General features: G+C 59.8%; 18 protein-coding genes. 7 read left to right on the top strand and 11 right to left on the bottom strand.

Features of this window, described 5'->3' with window-relative positions; translation table 11 throughout:
* Nucleotides 1-215: 215 nt before the first annotated feature.
* From emhC to emhA, 3 genes are read right to left on the bottom strand one after another with little or no spacing between them, the layout of a single operon-like run.
* The gene (gene emhC, locus IB245_RS22100) at nucleotides 216-1,676 is read right to left on the bottom strand and encodes an efflux RND transporter outer membrane subunit EmhC (RefSeq protein WP_192228652.1); all 1,461 of its coding nucleotides are present in this window, start codon (nucleotides 1,674-1,676) and stop codon (nucleotides 216-218) included.
* Nucleotides 1,676-4,837 (bottom strand): efflux RND transporter permease subunit EmhB, encoded by a 3,162-nt coding sequence (emhB, locus tag IB245_RS22105; RefSeq protein WP_008025664.1) that lies wholly within the window; start codon nucleotides 4,835-4,837, stop codon nucleotides 1,676-1,678. The genes emhC and emhB overlap by 1 nt, the downstream gene beginning before the upstream one ends.
* A 3-nt stretch (nucleotides 4,838-4,840) precedes the next feature.
* Nucleotides 4,841-5,998, bottom strand: coding sequence for an efflux RND transporter periplasmic adaptor subunit EmhA (gene emhA, locus IB245_RS22110; protein ID WP_008025666.1), 1,158 nt, complete (start codon nucleotides 5,996-5,998; stop codon nucleotides 4,841-4,843).
* 268 nt (nucleotides 5,999-6,266) lie between these two features.
* Between emhA and emhR the strand changes: the two genes are divergently transcribed.
* On the top strand, nucleotides 6,267-6,899 hold the full coding sequence (gene emhR, locus IB245_RS22115) for an efflux system transcriptional repressor EmhR (protein ID WP_192228653.1): 633 nt from the start codon (nucleotides 6,267-6,269) through the stop codon (nucleotides 6,897-6,899).
* A 191-nt stretch (nucleotides 6,900-7,090) separates the two neighbouring features.
* Here the strand turns inward: emhR and IB245_RS22120 are convergent, their stop codons facing one another.
* The 5 genes from IB245_RS22120 to IB245_RS22140 all read right to left on the bottom strand — a co-directional run bounded on the left by IB245_RS22120 (nucleotide 7,091) and on the right by IB245_RS22140 (nucleotide 11,434).
* Entirely contained in the window at nucleotides 7,091-7,738 is a 648-nt protein-coding gene (locus IB245_RS22120; RefSeq protein WP_192228654.1) for a hypothetical protein, read from the bottom strand.
* Between the two features lie 227 nt (nucleotides 7,739-7,965).
* Nucleotides 7,966-8,553 carry a hypothetical protein gene (locus IB245_RS22125; protein ID WP_192228655.1) on the bottom strand — a complete coding sequence of 196 codons (588 nt, stop codon included), beginning with the start codon at nucleotides 8,551-8,553 and terminating at the stop codon, nucleotides 7,966-7,968.
* Nucleotides 8,554-8,851: 298 nt separating this feature from the next.
* On the bottom strand, nucleotides 8,852-9,901 hold the full coding sequence (locus IB245_RS22130; RefSeq protein ID WP_192228656.1) for an alkene reductase: 1,050 nt from the start codon (nucleotides 9,899-9,901) through the stop codon (nucleotides 8,852-8,854).
* Between the two features lie 29 nt (nucleotides 9,902-9,930).
* Nucleotides 9,931-11,097: an MFS transporter gene (locus IB245_RS22135; protein ID WP_192228657.1), complete on the bottom strand. Its 1,167-nt coding sequence runs from the start codon at nucleotides 11,095-11,097 to the stop codon at nucleotides 9,931-9,933.
* Between the two features lie 34 nt (nucleotides 11,098-11,131).
* Nucleotides 11,132-11,434: an ArsR/SmtB family transcription factor gene (locus IB245_RS22140; RefSeq protein ID WP_008025677.1), complete on the bottom strand. Its 303-nt coding sequence runs from the start codon at nucleotides 11,432-11,434 to the stop codon at nucleotides 11,132-11,134.
* A gap of 156 nt (nucleotides 11,435-11,590) precedes the next feature.
* Between IB245_RS22140 and IB245_RS22145 the strand changes: the two genes are divergently transcribed.
* Nucleotides 11,591-12,160: an ACP phosphodiesterase gene (locus IB245_RS22145; RefSeq protein WP_192228658.1), complete on the top strand. Its 570-nt coding sequence runs from the start codon at nucleotides 11,591-11,593 to the stop codon at nucleotides 12,158-12,160.
* 110 nt (nucleotides 12,161-12,270) lie between these two features.
* On the opposite strand, the gene IB245_RS22150 is transcribed toward IB245_RS22145, so the two are convergent.
* Complete coding sequence (locus IB245_RS22150) at nucleotides 12,271-13,065, bottom strand: lysophospholipid acyltransferase family protein (protein ID WP_192228659.1); 795 nt, start codon at nucleotides 13,063-13,065, stop codon at nucleotides 12,271-12,273.
* Nucleotides 13,065-13,820, bottom strand: a complete 756-nt coding sequence (gene olsB / locus IB245_RS22155) for an L-ornithine N(alpha)-acyltransferase (protein ID WP_008025682.1) — start codon at nucleotides 13,818-13,820, stop codon at nucleotides 13,065-13,067. The genes IB245_RS22150 and olsB overlap by 1 nt, the downstream gene beginning before the upstream one ends.
* A gap of 154 nt (nucleotides 13,821-13,974) precedes the next feature.
* Between olsB and IB245_RS22160 the strand changes: the two genes are divergently transcribed.
* The 5 genes from IB245_RS22160 to IB245_RS22180 all read left to right on the top strand — a co-directional run bounded on the left by IB245_RS22160 (nucleotide 13,975) and on the right by IB245_RS22180 (nucleotide 18,541).
* Nucleotides 13,975-14,853, top strand: coding sequence for an acyl-CoA dehydrogenase (locus tag IB245_RS22160; protein WP_008039481.1), 879 nt, complete (start codon nucleotides 13,975-13,977; stop codon nucleotides 14,851-14,853).
* Nucleotides 14,854-15,008: 155 nt separating this feature from the next.
* Entirely contained in the window at nucleotides 15,009-16,103 is a 1,095-nt protein-coding gene (locus IB245_RS22165) for a serine hydrolase domain-containing protein (protein WP_192228660.1), read from the top strand.
* Entirely contained in the window at nucleotides 16,100-16,429 is a 330-nt protein-coding gene (locus IB245_RS22170; protein WP_192228661.1) for an amidase, read from the top strand. The genes IB245_RS22165 and IB245_RS22170 overlap by 4 nt, the downstream gene beginning before the upstream one ends.
* A gap of 362 nt (nucleotides 16,430-16,791) precedes the next feature.
* Nucleotides 16,792-17,382 carry a YceI family protein gene (locus IB245_RS22175; protein ID WP_192228662.1) on the top strand — a complete coding sequence of 197 codons (591 nt, stop codon included), beginning with the start codon at nucleotides 16,792-16,794 and terminating at the stop codon, nucleotides 17,380-17,382.
* A 1-nt stretch (nucleotide 17,383) separates the two neighbouring features.
* A complete protein-coding gene (locus IB245_RS22180) occupies nucleotides 17,384-18,541 on the top strand; it encodes a phospholipase D-like domain-containing protein (protein WP_192228663.1) in 1,158 nt (385 codons plus the stop codon).
* A 140-nt stretch (nucleotides 18,542-18,681) separates the two neighbouring features.
* On the opposite strand, the gene bglX is transcribed toward IB245_RS22180, so the two are convergent.
* Nucleotides 18,682-20,973 carry a beta-glucosidase BglX gene (gene bglX, locus IB245_RS22185; RefSeq protein WP_192228664.1) on the bottom strand — a complete coding sequence of 764 codons (2,292 nt, stop codon included), beginning with the start codon at nucleotides 20,971-20,973 and terminating at the stop codon, nucleotides 18,682-18,684.
* Nucleotides 20,974-20,997 lie beyond the last annotated feature (24 nt).

A 20,997-nucleotide genomic window follows, 5' to 3' on the forward strand; every position in this document is an offset into this window, starting at 1 on the left:
GAACGCAAGATGACCGATTTCTGTGTTGTCTGTTCCGGCCCCTTCGCGGGCAAGCCTCGCTCCTACGGGTTAGCGGGGTTCACACATTTTGTGATCGACACGCAACCTGTAGGAGCGAGGCTTGCCCGCGAAGGGGCCTGCATTGCCAACAAACCTTTTCCAGCAGCCAACAAAAAGCCCACCAAACGGTGGGCTTCGTGTTTACAGCAACTCGATCAGAACAACTTCAGCTTCGGCGCTTCTTCTTTCAGCGGCTCGACTTTCGCAGTCTGCTCGTTCCAGCCACCGCCCAGTGCCTTGTACAGATTCACTGCGCTGGTCAGCTGCGCCAGGCGGTCGGTGATCAGCGCCTGTTGGGCACTGAACAGCTGACGCTGGGCATCGAGGAAGGTCAGGTTGCTGTCGACGCCAATGCGATAACGACGCTCGGCCAGACGGTAGTAGTCCTGGTTGGCGGTGACGAAATCACGCTGGGCCTGCAACTGCTCGGTGTAGGTCTGGCGGGCGGCCAGGCCGTCGGCGACTTCCTGGAAGGCCGTTTGAATGGACTTCTCGTAGTTCGCTACGCCGATGTCTTTCTGGATTTTCGAGTAATCCAGGCTGGCGCGCAGGCTGCCGGCGTTGAAGATCGGCAGGTTGATTTGCGGCTGGAACAACCACGTGCCCGAACCGCCCTTGAACAGGCCGGACAGGTCCGGGCTCAACGTACCGGCATTGGCGGTGAGGCTGATGCTCGGGAAGAACGCTGCGCGCGCCGCGCCGATGTTGGCGTTGGCTGCTTTCAGGTTGTATTCGGCTTGCAGAATGTCCGGACGACGTTGCAGCAGATCCGACGGCAGGCCAGGCGGTACGTCGCTCAGCAAATCGTCAGACAGCGGCCTGGCTTCCCGCAGATTGGCCGGGATGCCGGTGCCGAGCAGCAGCACCAGGCTGTTTTCGTCCTGGGCCACCTGGCGGGTGTAACGGGCCAGTTGCGCACGGGCGTTTTCCACCGAAGTGCGCGACTGCGCCAGGTCCAGCGCCGAGGCTACGCCCACTTCGTTGCTGCGCGCGGTGAGCTTGTAGCTCTCCTCGAATGCAGCGAGGGTGTCCTGAGTCAGCTTGCGCAGCTCTTTGTCGGCCTGCCAGGTCAGGTAGGCATTCGCCACGCTGGCCACCAGGCTGATTTGTGTGCTGCGACGGCCTTCTTCAGTGGCGAAGTACTTCTGCAGGGCTTCTTCGTTCAGGCTGCGAACCCGACCAAACAGGTCGAGTTCATAGGCGCTGATGCCGACGGTGGCCGAGTAGGAACTGGTGATGCCTGCCTGACCGCTCTGTGAAGCGTCAGCCGGAACCCGCTGACGGCTGCCGGTACCGTTGGCCGAAACCGCCGGGAACAGGTCGGCGCGCGAGATGCGGTACTGCGCCGCGAACGCGTCGATGTTCAGCGCCGCGACACGCAGGTCTCGGTTGTTTTCCAGGGACAGCTGGATCAGCTGCTGCAGCGCCGGGTCATGGAAAAACTGCTTCCAGCCTTGTTCAGCGGCGGCCTGGTTCGGCGCCTGGGCCGGCGAATACGCCGGGCCTTGCGGGTACTGGGCGGCCACCGGTGCTTCAGGCTGCTGATAATCGGGTATCAGCGAGCAGCCGCTCAGCACGAAGGCCGCGACTGCGATGGAGAGTAGCGACTTGCTCATTAGCCAGCCTCTTTAGAAGGTTCAATAGCGTCGTCCTGATCGGCGATTTTTCGCTGACCCATGGCCGACACGGTGACGAAGAACAACGGGACCCAGAAGATCGCCAATACGGTGGCGGTGATCATACCGCCAATTACCACGGTACCGATGGCGTGTTGGCTGCCCGAGCCGGCGCCGCTGGAAATGGCCAGAGGTACCACGCCGAGAATGAACGCCAGGGAGGTCATGATGATCGGGCGCAAACGCATGCGGCAAGCCTCGATGGCAGCCTCCTGCAAGCTCTTGCCCTGTTCGTGCAGATCCTTGGCGAACTCGACGATCAGAATGGCGTTTTTCGCCGCCAGACCGATGGTGGTCAACAGACCCACGAGGAAGTACACGTCGTTGGACAGACCCCGCAGGCTGGTGGCCATCAACGCACCGATAATCCCCAGTGGCACCACGAGCACGACGGCAATCGGAATCGACCAGCTTTCATACAACGCTGCCAGGCACAGGAACACCATCAGAATCGACAGCGCGAACAGCGCCGGCGCCTGGGAGCCCGCCAGTCGTTCTTCATACGACAGACCGGTCCAGGAAATACCGACACCGGCCGGCAGTTTCAGGGCAAGCGCCTCGACTTCGGCCATGGCTTCACCGGTGGAATAACCCGGGGCAGGGGAGCCGAGGATTTCCATCGCTTCTACGCCGTTGTAACGGGCCAGTTTTGGCGAACCGTAAATCCACTCACCCTTGGCAAACGCGGTGAAGGGAACCATGGTCCCGGTGCTGTTGCGCACGTACCACTTCTTCAGGTCTTCAGGGCTCATGCGCGCGCCGGGCTGGCCTTGCACGTAAACCTTCTTCACACGACCACGGTCGATGAAGTCGTTCACATAGCTACTGCCCAAGGCAATCGACAGGGTGTTGTTGATGTCGGCGATGGTAACGCCCAGCGCACTGGCCTTCTCGTCGTCGATTTCCAACTGGAATTGCGGCTCGTCGTTCAGACCGTTCGGGCGCACTTGCGCCAGCACTTTGCTCTGCGCCGCCATGCCGAGGAACTGGTTACGGGCAGCCATCAGCTTTTCGTGACCGATACCGGCGCGGTCTTGCAGGAACACGTCGAAACCGGTGGCGTTACCCAGCTCCAGCACCGCTGGCGGTGCGAAAGCGAACACCATGGCGTCACGGAAGGTGAAGAAGTGCTGTTGGGCACGGGCCGCGACCTTGAACACGTTGTTGTCGGCGTTACGTTCGTGCCACGGCCTCATCATGATGAACGCCATACCCGAACTCTGGCCACGGCCGGCGAAGTTGAAGCCGGTCACGGTAAACACCGAGTTCACCGCATCGCCTTCACCGCCATCCTTGCTTGGACGCAGCAGGAATTCACGCATCTCGTCCACGACGACCTGAGTGCGCTGGGCAGTCGAGCCGGCCGGGGTCTGCACCTGAGCAAACAGTACGCCCTGGTCTTCCTCCGGGAGGAACGAGGAAGGAATACGCATGAACAACCAGATCATGCCGACGACGATGATCACGTAGGCCAGCAGGTACGGTGCCTTGTTGCGCAGAATGTTGCCGACACCACGCTCGTAGCTTTTCACGCTACGGTCGAAGTTGCGGTTGAACCAGCCAAAGAAGCCGCGTTTCGGCACGCCGTGCTCGCCCTTGGGTATGGCTTTGAGCATGGTGGCGCAGAGCGCCGGGGTGAAGATCAGCGCGACCAGTACCGACAGGGCCATGGCCGAGACGATGGTGATCGAGAACTGCTTGTAGATCACACCCGTGGAACCGCCGAAGAACGCCATCGGCAACAGTACCGCCGAGAGCACCAGGGCAATACCGACCAGCGCACCCTGGATCTGCCCCATGGATTTCTTGGTGGCCTCCTTGGGTGACAGGCCTTCTTCGCTCATGACCCGCTCGACGTTTTCCACCACGACGATGGCATCGTCCACCAACAAGCCGATGGCCAACACCATACCGAACATGGTCAGGGTGTTGATGCTGAAACCGAACGCCGCGAGGATGCCGAACGTACCCAGCAATACCACCGGGACAGTCATCGTGGTGATGACGGTGGCGCGGAAGTTCTGCAGGAACAGGAACATCACCAGGAACACCAGCACGATCGCTTCGACCAGGGTTTCAACCACACCCTTGATCGACTCGGTCACCACTGGCGTGGTGTCGTACGGGAACACCACTTCCATCCCTTGCGGGAAGAACGGCTTGAGGCTGTCGATGGTCTTGCGCAGGGCTTTCGCGGTGTCGAGGGCGTTGGCACCGTTGGCCAGTTTCACCGCCAGGCCGGAAGCCGGGGCGCCGTTGAACTGGGCGTTGATGCTGTAGTTCTCGCCACCCAGACCGACGTCGGCGACATCTTTCAAGCGAACCTGGGAGCCGTCCTTGTTGACCTTGAGCAGGATTCTGTTGAATTGCTCAGCGGTCTGCAGGCGGGTCTTGCCGATGATCGTCGCGTTCAACTGAGTGCCGGGCAGGGCCGGCAGGCCGCCGAGCTGGCCGGACGATACCTGGACGTTTTGCGCGGCGATGGCGGTTTTCACGTCAATCGGGGTCAGGTTGAAGTTGTTCAACTTGGCCGGGTCGAGCCAGATACGCATGGCGTACTGGGAACCGAACACCTGGAAGTCGCCCACGCCGGCTGTCCGCGAGATCGGATCCTGCATGTTGGACACGATGTAGTTGGACAGGTCGTCCTTGGTCATGCTGCCGTCACGCGAGACCACGCCGATCACCAGCAGGAAGTTTTTCACGGCCTTGGTCACGCGGATACCTTGCTGCTGTACTTCTTGCGGCAGCAGCGGGGTGGCCAGGTTCAGTTTGTTCTGGACCTGAACCTGCGCGGTATCGGAGTTGGTGCCTTGCTCGAAGGTCGCAGTGATCGTCATGGTGCCGTCGGAGTTACTTTCCGAGGACACATAACGCAGGTTGTCGATACCGTTGAGCTGCTGCTCGATCACCTGAACCACGGTGTCTTGCACGGTTTGCGCGGAAGCGCCCGGGTAGGCCACGGAAATGGCGATCGCCGGAGGCGCAATGCTCGGGTACTGGTTGATCGGCAACTTGAGGATCGATAGAGCCCCGACCAGCATGATCACCAGGGCAATTACCCAGGCGAAAATCGGACGGTCGATAAAAAATTTCGACATGGTTTACTCCCCTTTGCCGCTGGAAGCCTTGTTAGCTGCCTGTGCGGGGGCCGGGTTCTTTGCGCCAACGTTAGTCGCCTCAGTGGCTTTGACTTCAATGCCAGGTTTGACGAATTGCAGCCCTTCGGTGATCAGGCGATCGCCGGCTTTCAGACCGTCCTCGATCAGCCACTGGCTGCCGACAGTGCGGCTGGCCTTGAGCTGACGCAGTTCGACCTTGTTGTCCGCACCGACGACCAGCGCGGTCGGGGAGCCTTTGAGGTCGCGGGTCACGCCTTGTTGCGGCGCCAGGATGGCGGCTGCATTCACGCCGGCCTGAAGCTGGGCGTGAACGAACATGCCGGGCAACAGGGTGTGATCAGGGTTCGGGAACACCGCACGCAGGGTGACGGAACCGGTGGTCTGGTCAACCGAGACTTCGGAGAATTCGAGCTTGCCGTCGAGCTTGTACTGGCTGCCGTCTTCGAGGGTCAGCTTGACCGCCGCCGAGTTGTCGCCGGCCTTTTGCAGACGACCGCTTTCCAGTTCGCGGCGCAGTTCAAGCAGCTCTACCGAGGACTGGGTGACATCGACGTAGATCGGGTCGAGTTGCTGGATCACCGCCATGGCGTCCGCCTGGCCACTGGTGACCAGTGCGCCTTCGGTCACGCTGGAGCGACCGATGCGACCGGACAGTGGCGCATACACTTTGGTGTAGCGCACATTGATCTGGGCGCTTTGCAGGGCGGCTTCCGATTGCAGGCGGTTGGCCTGTGCGGTGTCGTATTCCTGACGGCTCACAGCCTGTTCGTTGACCAGTTGCTTGTAGCGATCGGAGATCGACTTGGTCTGTTGCAGGTTGGCTTCGGCGCTTTTCAGCGTGGCTTCATAAACTGCCGGATCGATCTGATACAGCTGTTGGCCGGCCTTGACGTCGCCGCCTTCCTTGAACAGACGTTTGAGAATGATGCCGTTGACCTGCGGGCGAACTTCCGCGATGCGGTAGGCGCTGGTGCGACCCGGCAGCTCGGACGTCAGGGTGAAGGCTTGAGGTTGCAGGGTGACAACGCCGACCTGAGGCGGTGGAGCGGCCGGTGCCGCTTCTTCCTTTTTGCATCCGCTGAGCAGCGATGCCAAGGCGACGGCAGTGACCAGAGCGGTAACAGCTGGCTTGAATTGCATGAAAATCCTCGGGTCAGGCGCGCAAAAAAACGCACAAGAAAAGATGGAAGGTTAAAAATTGGGTACCGGGTGGATAAGTAGCATGCTAAGGAATATACTTACATTCACGGTTGTTTGTAAATACCTTGGCTGTGTACCCTCGCTGTTACAGAGGCCGTCGCAAGGTTGGAATTGTAGGCCCGGGGACGAGTCCCAAGAGCGCTCGCCCCACTTTTATTCAGCTGATATTCAGACATCGCTGAAGCATCCTGATTGAGGTTGTACTGCCATGGTCCGTCGCACCAAAGAGGAAGCTCAAGAAACCCGCAGCCAGATACTCGAGGCGGCCGAAAAAGCCTTTTTCGAGCGGGGCGTGGCCCGCACGACGCTGGCGGACATCGCAACCCTGGCCGGCGTCACCCGTGGCGCCATTTACTGGCATTTCAGCAACAAGGCCGATCTGGTGCAGGCCATGCTCGACAGCTTGCATGAGCCCCTTGATGAGCTGGCCAAAGCCGCGGAGAGCGAAGACGAGCTCGATCCGCTGGGCTGTATGCGCCGGCTGCTGATTCATTTGTTTCATGAAGTTGCGCTGGACCCCAAGACCCGGCGCATCAACGAGATTCTGTTTCATAAGTGCGAATTCACCGATGAAATGTGCGACCTGCGCCAGCAGCGCCGAACGGCCAGCCTCGAATGCAACATGCGCATTGGCCTGACCTTGCGTAATGCTGTGAATCGCGGGCAGCTGCCGGAAAATCTCGACACCGCCCGTGCGGCCATCAGCATTCATGCCTATATAGATGGCCTGCTGTACCAATGGTTGCTCGCACCGGACAGTTTCCAGCTGCATACCGAGGCCGAGCGTTGGGTCGATACCGGGCTGGACATGCTGCGTTTCAGTCCCAGCCTGCGAAAATGAAGCAACATGCGTAATTGGATCCGTTTATGTCAATAGACGCGGGCGAAGATCAACTCTTCGCCCGCGTTGGTGTACTGGGGTGCTTTTATATAGGGACGCGCTCTGGGATGACAGGTAGCGAGCTACGTATTTTGTAGGAAATTTGTGTCGCAGATGTGAAAAGGTAAGAGCGATCCCCAGTGGTCGCTGCTTCAGCCCAGTGTGATTTCCACCTCGAAGTTGAAAGGCTGATCCTCTGCCATGCGGGTGATTTTGGTGGAGCAATTGATTTTGGATGAGCCAATGGAGGTGACGGTGTTTTTTACCGTTGCCCTGTGTCTTGGCGAAATAACGCCGAAGGATTTGTTCATGATCATGCCGAGCTCAAAACGTATCCCGACGTCCTGATCGATAAAATCCACGAACTGATTGAACATGATTTTGTTCTTCGGCCACGGAGCGGCGTACGTATAGGCAAAATCGGATTTGAATGCTGTCTCTGCGTGAGCCCCTAGCAGGAATGACTCACGCTCTGATGGGCGCAAAGGCAGGCTGGTTTGTGCGATTTTAAACGTGTGCGGTGTGTTGTTAATGAGTTTGACGATCACACGAGTGTTTTTCGAACTTTCATCTTGATGACGCCACTGTTCGATTTTCTGATTCAACTCGCGCACTGACTCAATATTTTCGAGGAAGCCGATTAATTCTACTTGGGCGATCCCGATCAACTCATCCAGCGCCTGCTGATTCTCTTCGCTGAATAGTAGTGGTGTCAGGTTGTAAAGTGTGCCAATGGAAGTGTAATTGAAAAACGATAGTAGATCTTCGTATTTGTTACTGGTTTCTTTGATGTCGTTCATATCGATTCCTTTCGATTGGGTTGAATGGGGCTTGCTGTCATTGCATGTTGAGGCGCATCAATGATATTTCGTTTGATAAGTGCGAGTACGTTGATGGCGTGCGCGGCTTTTACCAACAGTGTCAGGTCGTCAGCCTGGACGTGAGTGTTTCAATCAAGAATAATTACAACTCTGTAACTATAAGGGTGTTCAGATAGGCGCTGGGCTATATAGGTTCTGTATGTCGGCTAAGCGTCGCCAAAGGAGCGAATTTTGAGTTCCCATTCAGGTGTGTCGAACCCGGGGAAGGGGAATATTGGTATCGGGTTCTCAATTTTTACCTGCGTCAATATATCAAAACTTTTCTCGCCTGCTGTGTAAGTGAAGTAGGTTTTGACTCCGCTTTCTCCTACTTCGGGTGGTGCGCTATCCATTATGTAGGACTTGGAGCTCCAGGGCGAAACGTCGTATTCGCCCTCTGGTTCTGTCGTTGCATCCCAGTTGGAGTAGCTCAGTTTAAAAATATCCGAAGTGCCGTTATAGATGGCAATAATAACGCTTGTTACAGAGTCCTGGAGGTCAGGGGGAGGCCATGCTTCTGCCTCTTTGTTTTCAATGTCTTCTACAAATTTTTTAAATTTATTACTCAGTTCGATTTTTATTTTTTCCTCTCTGGTAATGGAATTTTCAAATGTAGAGGCAGTATCTTTTATTAAATCTACCATGCCTTGAAGGTTGTCGTACGCGGCAGTTAGAAGATTCTCGATTGTTGGGGTGTTTTCAAGTTTTATGTCTGAAATATTGTGGTTGGTCTTTTTGCTTTGTTTCTCGTCCATGATTTCGGTCTCTCTGGAGCTTGTTTGAGTGATCGAAGATATCAGCAGTTGGAAAAGTCCGTTGTTCAGATGTGTATTGATTTATTGCCCTGAATAGTCAGATAAATCCGAAGACTATCCCGTCGAAGAAAAGTGCAATAACGCATCAAAGTGAAAAAAAACAGGAACTTCGGGTTTTTTTACAAGGTACGAAGGGGGCATTCGTAGCTTCGGCACTTTAAATAAAGAAAACTAAGCATCCGACAAAAAAGCCCCGGCTCTTTCGAGTCGGGGCTTTTTGCGGTTCAGCGGGTGACGATTACAGCGTCGGGTAGTCGATGTAGCCGACCGGGCCCTTGCCGTAGAACAGCTCCGGGCGCGCTTCGTTCAGTGGCGCATCGGCCTTCAAGCGTGCCGGCAAATCCGGGTTGGCAATGAACGGCACGCCGAAGGCGACCGCGTCAGCCTTGCCGCTGGCCAGCCAGGCGTTGGCGCTGTCCTTGGTGAAGCGTTCGTTGACGATGTACGGACCGCCGAAGGCTTCCTTGATTTGCGGGCCGAGGCTGTCGGTGCCTTCTTTTTCGCGGGAGCAGATGAAAGCGATGCCACGTTTGCCCAGTTCGCGAGCGACGTAGGTGAAGGTTTCTGCGAGGTTGTCGTCGCCCATGTCATGGGAATCTGCACGCGGTGCCAGGTGCACACCGACGCGGCCGGCGCCCCAGACTTCGATGGCGGCATCGGTCACTTCCAACAGCAGGCGTGCACGGTTTTCCACGGAGCCGCCGTATTGGTCGGTGCGCTGGTTGGTGCTGCTTTGCAGGAACTGGTCGAGCAGGTAACCGTTGGCACCGTGGATTTCCACGCCGTCAAAACCGGCGGCCTTGGCGTTTTCGGCACCGACGCGGTAAGCGTCGACGATGTCGGCGATTTCAGCGGTTTCCAGGGCGCGCGGCGTCGGGTAATCGGCCAGTGGGCGAACCAGGCTGACATGGCCTTTGGGCTGGATGGCGCTCGGTGCGACCGGTTTTTCGCCGTTCAGGTACGACTCGTGGGAAACCCGGCCGACGTGCCACAGTTGCAGGAAGATCTTGCCGCCCGCGCCGTGGATCGCCTTGGTGACGTTGGTCCAGCCGCGCACTTGATCGTTGGACCAGATGCCCGGAGTGTCCGGGTAGCCAACGCCCATCGGCGTGACCGAGGTGGCTTCGCTGAGGATCAGGCCGGCCGAGGCGCGTTGAACGTAGTACTCGGCCATCAGTGCGTTTGGCACACGACCTTCGTCGGCGCGGCAGCGGGTCAGCGGAGCCATGATGATGCGGTTGGCCAACTCGAGGTCGCCCAGTTTGATCGGATCGAAAATAGTCGTCATGAAATGCACCCTCGTGAGGTATCAGTGAGTCAGTTGGTAGCAGGGGCCAGTTCGGGATTACCGCTCTGACGGAAAGTAATCAGGGTCACCAGCAGGGCGAGTACCGCCAGTGCGGCGGCCGCCAGTGGCACGCTGGTCAGGCCGTAGCCGTGGGCGATGACGCTGCCGCCGACCCAGGCACCGAGTGCGTTGCCGACGTTGAAGGCGCCGATGTTCAGGGTCGAGACCAGGTTCGGTGCAGCCTTGCCGTAGGTCACCACGTTCACTTGCAGGGCGGGTACGGCGGCAAAGCACGCGGTGGCCCAGAGGAACAGGGTGATTTCGGTCGGGATCAGCGCAACGCTGGTCCAGGTCAGTACGGTGGACACCACGGCCATGCTGATGAACACCCCGACCAGCGTCGCCGCCAAGCCTTTGTCGGCCAGTTTGCCGCCGATGATGTTGCCGACCGTCAGGCCCAGGCCGATGAGCATCAGCGTCCAGGTCACGCCGCGTGGCGAGACGCCGGTCACCTCGCCCAGCAGCGGGGCGACGTAGGTGAACAAGGTGAACACCGACGCGGCGAACAGCGCGGTCATGCTCAACGACAGCCAGATGCCGGCGCCTTTGAGGGCACGCAGTTCGGCGCGCATGTCGAGTTTCTCTTCATCGCGCTTGGCCGGCAGGAAACGGATCAGGCCGATCAAGGCGATTACGCCGATAACGGTCACCGCCCAGAACGTCGAGCGCCAGCCGGCTTGTTGACCCAGCGCGGTACCCAGCGGCACGCCGAGGACGTTGGCCAGGGTCAGGCCGGTGAACATCAGGGCCACGGCCGAAGCGCGTTTGTTGGCTGGCACCAGGCCCGCAGCCACTACCGAACCGATACCGAAGAACGCACCGTGGCAGAGGGCAGTCACCACTCGGGCGAACATCAGCACGTTGTAGTCACTGGCCACTGCGCAGAGCAGATTGCCGATGATGAATATCCCCATCAACGCCACCAGTGCGGCCTTGCGCGGCAGCCTGGCGGTGGCCAGTGCCATGAACGGCGCACCGATGGCCACGCCCAGGGCGTAACCGGTCACCAGCCAGCCGGCGCCGGGGATCGACACACCGAGGTCAGCCGCCACATCGGGCAGCAAGCCCATGATGACGAACTCGGTGGTGCCGATGGCGAAGGCGCTCAAGGCCAGGATGAGGAGCGAGAGGGGCATTGTTGATTCCTTGTCGGCTTGCTGACGTTAAAGGTCAGAGCTCTTTACTGAAGGTTTTGAGGAACTCCTGGATGGTTTCCTCGTTGCGTTTGAAAAAGTGCCACTGGCCGACTTTACGGCTGCTGATCAGGCCGGCGCGTTGCAGGGTCGCCAGGTGTGCGGACACCGTGGACTGCGACAAACCGCACCGTTGATCGATCTGCCCGGCGCAGACGCCGTGCTCGTTGCTGTGGGTCTGGTCGGGAAATTCGACGTCCGGGTCTTTGAGCCAGTGCAGGATTTCTCGCCGTACTGGGTGTGCCAGGGCTTTTATTATTTCGTCGAGGTCGAGGTTCATGGCTTGGGGCTCGTGATGAGTAAAACGCTATATCGCGATGAGGCGAACTTTAAATCGGTATTTCGCGATATACAAATATGATTTTGATCTGATGACCGCATAAATCGGTATATCGGGTTATAACGATATGAATGCCGCAGTGTTAAGCTGGGCGGCATGAACTATCTCGCACATCTTCACCTCGGTGGCCAGCGTCCCGGTCAATTGCTCGGCAGTCTGTATGGCGATTTCGTCAAAGGACGGCTGCAAGGGCAGTTCGACCCGGAGATCGAGGCGGCTATCCAGTTGCATCGCAGCATCGACGTGTTTACCGACCGCCATCCGATGGTGGACGTGGCGTTGTCGCGGTTTTCCCTGACCCGCCGGCGTTATGCCGGGATCGTGCTCGATGTGTTTTTTGACCATTGCCTGGCGCGGGACTGGACGCTGTATGCCGACCGGCCGCTGGCGCTGTTCACCGGCGACGTGTATCGGGTGCTGTCCAATGAGCCGCAATTACCGGAACGCCTGGCGAGGATTGCGCCGCACATGGTGGCGAATGACTGGTTGGGTTCTTACCGGGAATTCGACGTGTTGGAGCAGGTGCTGCGGGGGATTTCGCGGCGGCTGACCAGGCCCGAGGAACTGGCGGCGGCGATGCAGGAGTTGCGGATGTTGTATGAGCCGTTGAGCGAGGATTTTCGGTTGTTCTACCCGCAGCTACAGGACTTCGCCCGGAACCGCTGACACAAAACCTGTAGGAGCGAGGCTTGCCCGCGAAGAACGATAACGCGGTATATCAGTTACACCGCAGCGTTCCCTTCGCGGGCAAGCCTCGCTCCTACAGAAAGGCAGTGTTACGCGGCGATGAGTTCGCCGGGGCGCCGTGGCTCTGCCGGTTTCGCCACCTCGCCAAACAACACCTTCTTCACCGCCTGCTGCGCTTCGAACGCCAGCGCCGCACGCTCGCGGCCCTCACAGGCAATCGGCTTGAGCAGATGAATCTCCACATCGCCCCGGTCATTGGCAAACAAGCGCATCAGGTGCGAGAGCAAGTCATCATCGCCAATGAACGGCGCCAGCGAATCGATTTCACCCTCGCGCAGGTAACGAATCGCCAACGGTTGCAGCTTCGCTTGCGAATCAATCGCCGCCGACAGCAAGCGACCATGGAAGGTGCGCAACGAACGGCCATCGGTGGTGGTGCCTTCCGGGAACATCAGCAGCGGGTGTGCTTGCTCCAGGTGGCGCGTCATCTGTTTGCGGATCAACTGACTGTCACCCGAACCACGGCGGATAAACAGGCTGCCGGCCTTGGCCGCCAACCAGCCCGCCACCGGCCAGGTGCGCACTTCGGCCTTGGACAGGAATGACATCGGCGTGAGCATGCCCAGCAGCGGAATGTCCGTCCAGGACACGTGGTTGCTGACCCAGAGCATCGGCTCCTTCGGCAATTCACCGTGCACGGTCACGCGAAAGGGCAGAGCATTCGCCAGGCGTGCCATGAAAAATCGCGACCAGCGCTGACGGCGGACCATTGAATGGGCGATGCCCAAACGCTCGAACAAACCGAAGACACTGGCCATGCTCAACCCCAATGCCACCACGACCAACACTCGCGCAATCCGCGCGTACACCCGCAAGCGGCTCATTACACAGCCGCCTTGAAGTGTTTGGCGTAGCGCGGGCAGAGTTCGTCGCGTTTGAGCAGAATGAACACGTCCGCGACCTGGAAGTCTTCGTCCCAGCACGGCTCGCCGCAGATCTTCGCACCGAGACGCATGTAGGCCTTGAGCAGCGGCGGCATTTCGGCGATGACGTTGGAGGGGATGTCCAGAACCGGCAACGGTTTTTTCGGTTCGGCGCGCAGGTTCTCGGTGCACAGGTAACGTTCGCGCAGACGCTGCATGATCGCGTGAGCCTGAATGCCACCGTCCTGCATCGGGATGCTCGCGCAACCCATCAGATAACTGTAGCCGCCCTGGTTCAGGACTTCGGCCAGTTCACCCCAGAGCACGGCGATGGTGCCGCCGTTGCGGTAGGCCGGGTCGACGCAGGTACGGCCGATTTCGAGGATCGGGCCTTTGAGTTGGATCAGGCCGTGCAGGCTGAATTCTTCTTCGCTGTAAAATTTGCCCAGGCTGCTGGCGGCGGTGTGGTCTAGCAAACGGGTGGTTGCCACCAGGCGCCCGGTGTTCAGGTCACGCACGCCGATGTGGGCGCAGTGAACATCATAGTCATCCATGTCCAGACCCAGTTCCGCGCCTTTGAGCTTGGCGTTGAACTCGCCGCTGAACACGTTGAAGCGCAAAGCCTGGGCTTCCTGCAAGGCCTCGGCGCCCACCAGGCGTTCGGCTTGCAGGCGGCGTTCATTGCCGGTGTCGCTGATGCGGGCGATCTGAGTCATTGCGATTCTCCGTGCGGGCTGGTCACCCGTCTTGGGTTAGAGCCGATCGACTTTCTTTATGCGGCCGTGTTGTGCAAAGTCAGGCTATGTAGCCCCGGTGTCATCGCCATGAAGCTTTGGTGATGCTTATATGACAGCCCACAAGGAGCCTCTTATGCCCTGGCAAACCCTGTTGAAACGCCGCGATCGCTTGCCCGCCAATCCGGACCTCGGTGAAGGCTTCGCGACCTTGTTGCAGCAGTTGGGCACGGTCACGCCGTTTGAGTTGGCGGTGGGCGGTGGACGCCTGATGGCGACACCGGGGCTGGCGTTTCTGGTGGGCTATCAGGCGGCATTGCGCATGCTGTGGCCGAGCGCGCCGCCGAGTCTTGGCGCGTTGTGCGCGACCGAACAGCGCAGCCTGCGGGTGGCGGACATGCAGACGCGCCTGAGCGAACTGCGCCTGAGCGGACGCAAGGATTTCGTGACCGCCGGCGATGCGGCCGACTGGCTGCTGATCGCTGCGCGCAGTGAAGCGCCTGGCGAGTCGCCACGCCTGAGCCTGGCGGTGGTTTATCCCGGTGAGCCGGGTGTGCGCCTGGAAAAACTCCCGCCGATCCCGCTGATGCCGGACATCAGTCATGGCCGGCTGTTTCTCGACCATGCCTTGTGTGAATTGCTGGCGGGGGATGGCTGGGATGCGTACGTCAAACCGTTCAGAACGCTGGAAGACGTCTATGTGTTGAGCGCGATGACGGCGTGGTTGTATGGCGTCGGCCAGGACAGCGACTGGCCGCAGGCCTTGCAGTTGCGTTTGCTGGCGCTGTTGGCCGGGTGTGCGGAAATGAGCCGTCAGGCGCCGAACAATCCGGCGGGGCATGTGTTGCTGGGCGGGTTGTTTGCGCAGTTCGACGGGTTGAAGGTTGAGGTGAACCAGGCATTGGCCGATGGCCCGCCACAGTGGGCGGCGATGTGGCAGCGGGATCAGGCGGTGATGGATTTGGCGGCGGGGGCGCGGGGCAAGCGGTTGGCCAAGGCGTTGGCGGCGATCTGACGGGCCTCTTCGCGGGCAAGCCTCGCTCCTACGGATGGCACCGTCCCTGTAGGAGCGAGGCTTGCCCGCGAAGGCGTCTTCATTGACGACACAAATTTCAGATCTGTCATAAACCTCAACTAGGCTCAGCAAGCCAATCCCGCCGAGCCCCCGCCATGTTCAAAGGCTTGTCCCTGTTTTTCATGCTGCTGCTCAGCCTCTCGACCCAGGCCGAAACCTGGCCCGCCGAGCAATGGTCGACTACCCCGACCCCGAGCGGCCCGGCGCTGCAAGCCCTGGAAACCTACGCCTTCCCACCCCGTGATGACATCAGCCGGAAAGGCATCCGCACCGACGCCTTACTGGTGATCCGCGACGGTCAGTTGATCTACGAACGCTACGCCGGCCCGACCAGCGCCGACACGCCGCACCTGACCTGGTCGATCAGCAAGAGCCTAATGGCCACGGTGCTCGGCGTCGCCTATGGCGAAGGCCTGTTCAAATTGCAGGACCCGGCGCTGAAGTTCTATCCATCGCTGGAAAAACACCCGGCGATCACCCTGGCCGATCTGCTGCACTGGGCCTCGGGCCTGGACTGGCAGGAAGACTACGAGTACGCACCGTTGAAGTCCTCGGTGGTGGCGATGCTCTACACCCGCGGTCATCACGACATGGCCGCCTTCACCACCGATCACGCCGAGTACGCCAAGCCCGGTCAGGCTTTTCGCTATTCCAGCGGCGACAGCAATCTGTTGTCCGCGGCGCTGAAAAACATCGTCGGCCCGGCGCGTTATCCCGACTATCCATGGTCCGCGCTGTTCGAGCCGCTGGGGATTCGCCACGCGGTGTGGGAAACCGACGGCACGGGCACTTTCGTTGCCTCGTCCTATGCCTACCTCACCGCCCGCGACCTGGCGCGAGTCGGCCTGTTGATGGCGCGTGACGGCCGTTGGGGCGAGCGGCAATTGCTCCCCAAAGACTGGGTCACCTTCAATCGTGAGCCCTTCGCCCACTATCAAGCGAATCAGGACGACGCAGTTCCGGGCGGTCAGTGGTGGCTCAACTGCGCCGTGGATGGCGCAGCACAACCCTGGCCCGATGCACCTCCCGATACCTTCGCCGCCCTTGGCCATTGGGGTCAGGCGATGTACGTGATCCCCAGCGAAAAACTGGTGATCGTGCGCTACGGCGACGACCGCGACGGTAGCTACAGCCACAACGCATTGCTCAACCTTGCGCGCAAGGCATTCGCCGGGAAGGTGCAGCCATGAGCCGTCGCCCGTTTGTCCGCCGCCGACCGTTCAGTTCGCTGTTGTTGATCCTGCTGATCGCCTTGCTTGGCTGGATCTGGCACGAGCGTGTGGCGCTATGGGCCTTCCCGGACATCATCAGCGCCTACACCGCCAAGGAATACTGCTCGTGCCGATACGTGATGAATAATGACGCCGAATATTGCCGTGGCTATGTGAAGCAATGGCTGCCCTTCAGCGGTTTTACCGATGACGCCGCCGGCAAACGCGTGACGGTCAGCGGCATGGGGCGCAGCAACAGCGCGCAATGGATCGGCGAACACCAAGGCTGCCGTCTGCAACCCTGACAGATTGCTACTTGCCGGCGATGGCGATCTTACGGGCGCCATCGCCGGCAAGCCGGCTCCTACGGATTTGCGGTGTGCTCAAGAATTGAAGGTTCACGCCAAACCTGTAGGAGCCGGCTTGCTGGCGATAGCGATCTCAGGAACGCCATCGCCGGCAAGCCGGGCTCCTACGGATTTGCGGTGTGCTCAAGGTTGAAGGTTCACGCCAAACCTGTAGGAGCCGGCTTGCTGGCGATGGCGATCTCAGGGACGCCATCGCCGGCAAGCCGGGCTCCTACAGGTGCTGTGTTTGGTCATCGCGGTTTGCAATGCGCTCGCGGGCGGTTAAGGTTCGTTCAGGTTTATCTGCCCCACGAGTCTTTATGTTCAAGCGGTCCCTCATCAAAACCCTCGCCTTTGTGCTGCTGGCCAGCGCTACTTTGTCGGCTCAGGCCAATTGGTACCTGGACGGCGAATCCTCGCGGCTGTCGTTCGTCAGCACCAAAAACGCCAATGTTTCCGAAGTGCAGCGCTTCCTGGTGCTGCATGGCAAGGTCAGTCCCAAGGGACTGGCCGAGGTGGAAGTCGAGCTGGATTCGGTGAACAGCGGCATCCCCTTGCGTGACGAACGCATGCGCAAGGAGTTGTTCGAGATCCAGACCTTTCCCGAAGCGTTGATCACTGCGCAGATTGATTTGCGCCCGATCAACGACCTCGCCCCCGGTGCGCAACTCGAACTGCGCTTGCCGGTGACCGTCAACCTCCACGGCAAAACCCGTGAGTACAACGCCGAGTTGTTGGCGACTCGCCTCGATGACCGGCGCTTTCAGGTGGTCACGCTCGAACCACTGGTGATCAACGCCGAGGATTTTGATCTGGCGCCGGGGCTGGACAGCTTGCGCAAGGTCGCCGGGTTGTCGGCCATCAGTCTGTCGGTGCCGGTGGGTGCGGTGCTGATTTTCACGGCGCGCTGACATGGCCGGCGCGATTTTTCCCTGGCGTGAAGGCAACAGCTTCGAACTGCTGATCGACGGTCCGCAGTTCTTTCCTCGGATGCTGGTCGCGATTGCGCGCGCCGAGGAACAAGTCGAACTGGAGCTGTACCTGGTGGAGGCGGGCGCGTGTGCCGAGGCCATGGTTCAGGCACTGGTCCAGGCCGCCGAGCGCGGCGTGCGGGTGCGCTGCCTGTTCGATGATTACGGCAGCCTCGCGTTTACCCTGACCTTGCGTCAGCGGCTGATGGCGGCCGGCGTAGAGCTGCGCTTCTACAATCGCCTGAGCTGGCGGCGCTGGGTCGGTAATTTCTACCGCGATCATCGCAAGCTGTTGCTGGTCGATCAGAGCATGGCCGTGGTCGGCGGCACCGGTGTCACCGATGAGTTCTGGACGCCGGGCGAAGACGCCAGCGAATGGCACGAAGTGATGGTGGAAATCACCGGTCCTCTGGTCATCGACTGGCAGTTGTTGTTCGATCGCCAATGGATCGCCAACCGCCATCGCCGCGCCTGGAAACCTGCCTCGCATTTCGGTTTGCCGCGATTGCCCCGTGTGCCGCCGATGGGCGAGGGCATGGGCCGGGTCGCGTATGCCGACGCCCGCCAACACCGGGACATCCTGCAATCGCTGGTTCGTGCGCTGAACAGCGGACAAAAGCGAATCTGGCTGGCCACACCGTATTTCCTGCCGACCTGGAAAGTCCGCCGCTCGTTGCGCCGGGCGGCAGCTCGAGGCGTTGATGTGCGTCTGTTGTTGACCGGTCCGCGCACCGATCACCCGTCGGTGCGTTATGCCGGGCATCGTTACTACCCGCGATTACTCAAGGCAGGGGTGCAGATCTTCGAATACCAGCCGTGTTTCCTGCACCTGAAAATGGTGCTGGTCGATGATTGGGTGAGCATTGGCTCGTGCAATTTCGATCACTGGAATTTGCGATTCAACCTGGAAGCCAATCTTGAAGCGCTGGACCCGGGGCTGACGCGTGCGGTGGCGGCGAGTTTCGAGCGGGACTTCGCATCGAGCCAGGAAGTCAGCCTGGAGGCCTGGCAACGCCGGCCGCTGTGGCGGCGGGTGAAGCAGAGGATCTGGGGATGGGTGGATCGGCTGGTGGTGAATCTGCTGGATCGCCGGGGCTGAACGCAGATCCCGAAAACACTGGGATCAAATGTGGGAGCGGGCTTGCTCGCGAAGGGGCCGTGTCAGTCAACGAAGATGTTGACTGACAGTCCGCTTTCGCGAGCAAGCCCGCTCCCACAGGTTTTGTGGCGTTTGAAGGATTACAGAAGTTCGAAGCTCTGCTGCGTCACGTCCTGGGAATCCAGGCCGATCTGCACGTTGAACTTGCCTGGCTCCGCTGCGTACTTCAACTGAGCGTTGAAGAACTTCAGGTCATCCTCGGTGATGGTGAAGTGCACGACTTTCTGTTCACCGGCCTTGAGCGTGATTTTCTGGAAGTTCTTCAGTTCCTTCAGTGGCCGGATCATCGAGCCGGTCACGTCCTGGATGTACAACTGCACCACGGTTTCGCCGTCGCGCTTGCCGGTGTTTTTCACCATGACGCTGGCGTCGAGCTTGCCGGTCTTGTTCAGCGTGGTCGATGACAGGGCCATGTCGGTCAGGCTGAAATCGGTGTAGCTCAGACCGAAGCCGAACGGAAACAGGGGGCCGGTGGTGTCATCGAAATACTGCGAGGTGTAGTTGCCCGGTTTGCCCGGCGTGAACGGCCGGCCAATGCTCAGGTGGTTGTAGTAGGTCGGAATCTGGCCCACCGAACGCGGGAAGGTGATCGGCAGTTTGCCCGACGGGTTGTAGTCGCCGAACAAAACGTCGGCGATGGCGTTGCCGCCTTCAGTGCCGCTGAACCAGGTTTCCAGAATCGCGTCAGCCTGGTCTTTCTCTTCGAGAATCGACAGCGGGCGGCCGTTCATCAACACCAGCACCAGCGGTTTGCCAGTGGCTTTCAACGCCTTGATCAGGTCGCGCTGATTGGCCGGGATGTTCAGGTCGGTGCGGCTGGAGGACTCGTGGGACATGCCACGGGATTCACCGACCGCCGCGACGATCACATCGGCATCCTTGGCGGCTTTCACCGCTTCGTCGATCAGCACTTGCGCCGAGCGCGGGTCATCGACCACTTCCGGTGCGTCGAAGTTGAGGAAGTTCAGGTAATCCAGCGCCTTCTTGTCGCTGGTGATGTTGGCGCCACGGGCGTAGATCAGCGTCGACTGCGCACCGAGTGCGGTGGTCATACCGTCGAACAGTGTCACCGATTGCGCAGGGCGACCGTTGGCGGCCCAACTGCCCATCATGTCGATCGGTGCCTTGGCCAACGGACCGACCAGCATGATTTTCGCGGTTTTCTTCAGCGGCAGGGTTTCGCCCTGGTTCTTCAGCAACACCAGGCTGCGGCGCGCAACGTCGCGGGCCTCGGCGCGGTGCAGGCGGCTGTCGGCGTTAGTGTCGACCGGATCATCTTCAGCCTTGCCGATGCGCAGGTACGGGTCCTTGAACAGGCCCATGTCGTACTTGGCATCGAGCACTGCGCGCACGGCATTATCGATGTCGCTCTGCTGGATCTCGCCGGCCTTGAGCAGCCCTGGCAGCTCCTTGCCGTAGAGCGTGTCGTTCATGCTCATATGAATGCCGGCCTTGATCGCCAGCTTCGCGGCTTCGCGGCCATCAGCGGCAACGCCGTGCTTGATCAGCTCGAAAATCGCCCCGTGGTCGCTGACCGCCAGGCCTTTGAAGCCCCATTCCTTGCGCAACAGGTCGTTCATCAGCCAGGTGTTGGCGGTGGCCGGTATGCCGTTGATCGAGTTCAACGCGACCATGACCCCGCCGGCACCGGCGTCAATCGCGGCGCGGTACGGTGGCAGGTAGTCCTGGTACATCTTGACCGGGCTCATGTCGACGACGTTGTAGTCGCGACCGCCCTCGACCGCGCCATACAAGGCGAAGTGCTTGACGCTGGCCATGATGCTGTCGGCCGCGTTCGCGCCGGCGCCCTGGAATGCCTTGACCATCACGCCGGCGATGCGCGACACCAGATAGGTGTCTTCACCGAAACCTTCGGAAGTACGGCCCCAGCGCGGGTCGCGGGAGATGTCGACCATCGGCGCAAAAGTGAGGTCGACGCCGTCCGACGAAGCTTCCTTGGCGGCGATGCGCCCGGACAGGCCAATGGCGTCCATGTCCCAGCTCGAGGCCAAGGCGATAGGGATCGGGAAAATCGTGCGGTGGCCGTGGATCACGTCGTAGGCGAAGAACATCGGGATCTTCAACCGGCTGCGCATCGCCGCGTCCTGCATCGGACGGTTTTCCGGGCGGGTGATCGAGTTGAACGTACCGCCGATGTTACCGGCGGCAATTTCCTTGCGGATCAGCTCCCGAGGCATTTCCGGGCCGATGCTGATCAGGCGCAACTGGCCGATTTTTTCATCGAGGGTCATCTGCTTCATCAGGTTGCTGATGAAAGCGTCCTTGTTTTCCAGAGGTGTGGGCGTCGTGGCGGCCAATACGTTATGACTGGCCAGGCTGACGAACAGGCCCAACAAACACAGCTTCTTCATGAATGGTTTTCTCAAAAGCCCAAA

This window comes from Pseudomonas sp. PDM02 (genome assembly GCF_014852285.1).
Classification (GTDB): Bacteria; Pseudomonadota; Gammaproteobacteria; order Pseudomonadales; family Pseudomonadaceae; genus Aquipseudomonas; species Aquipseudomonas migulae.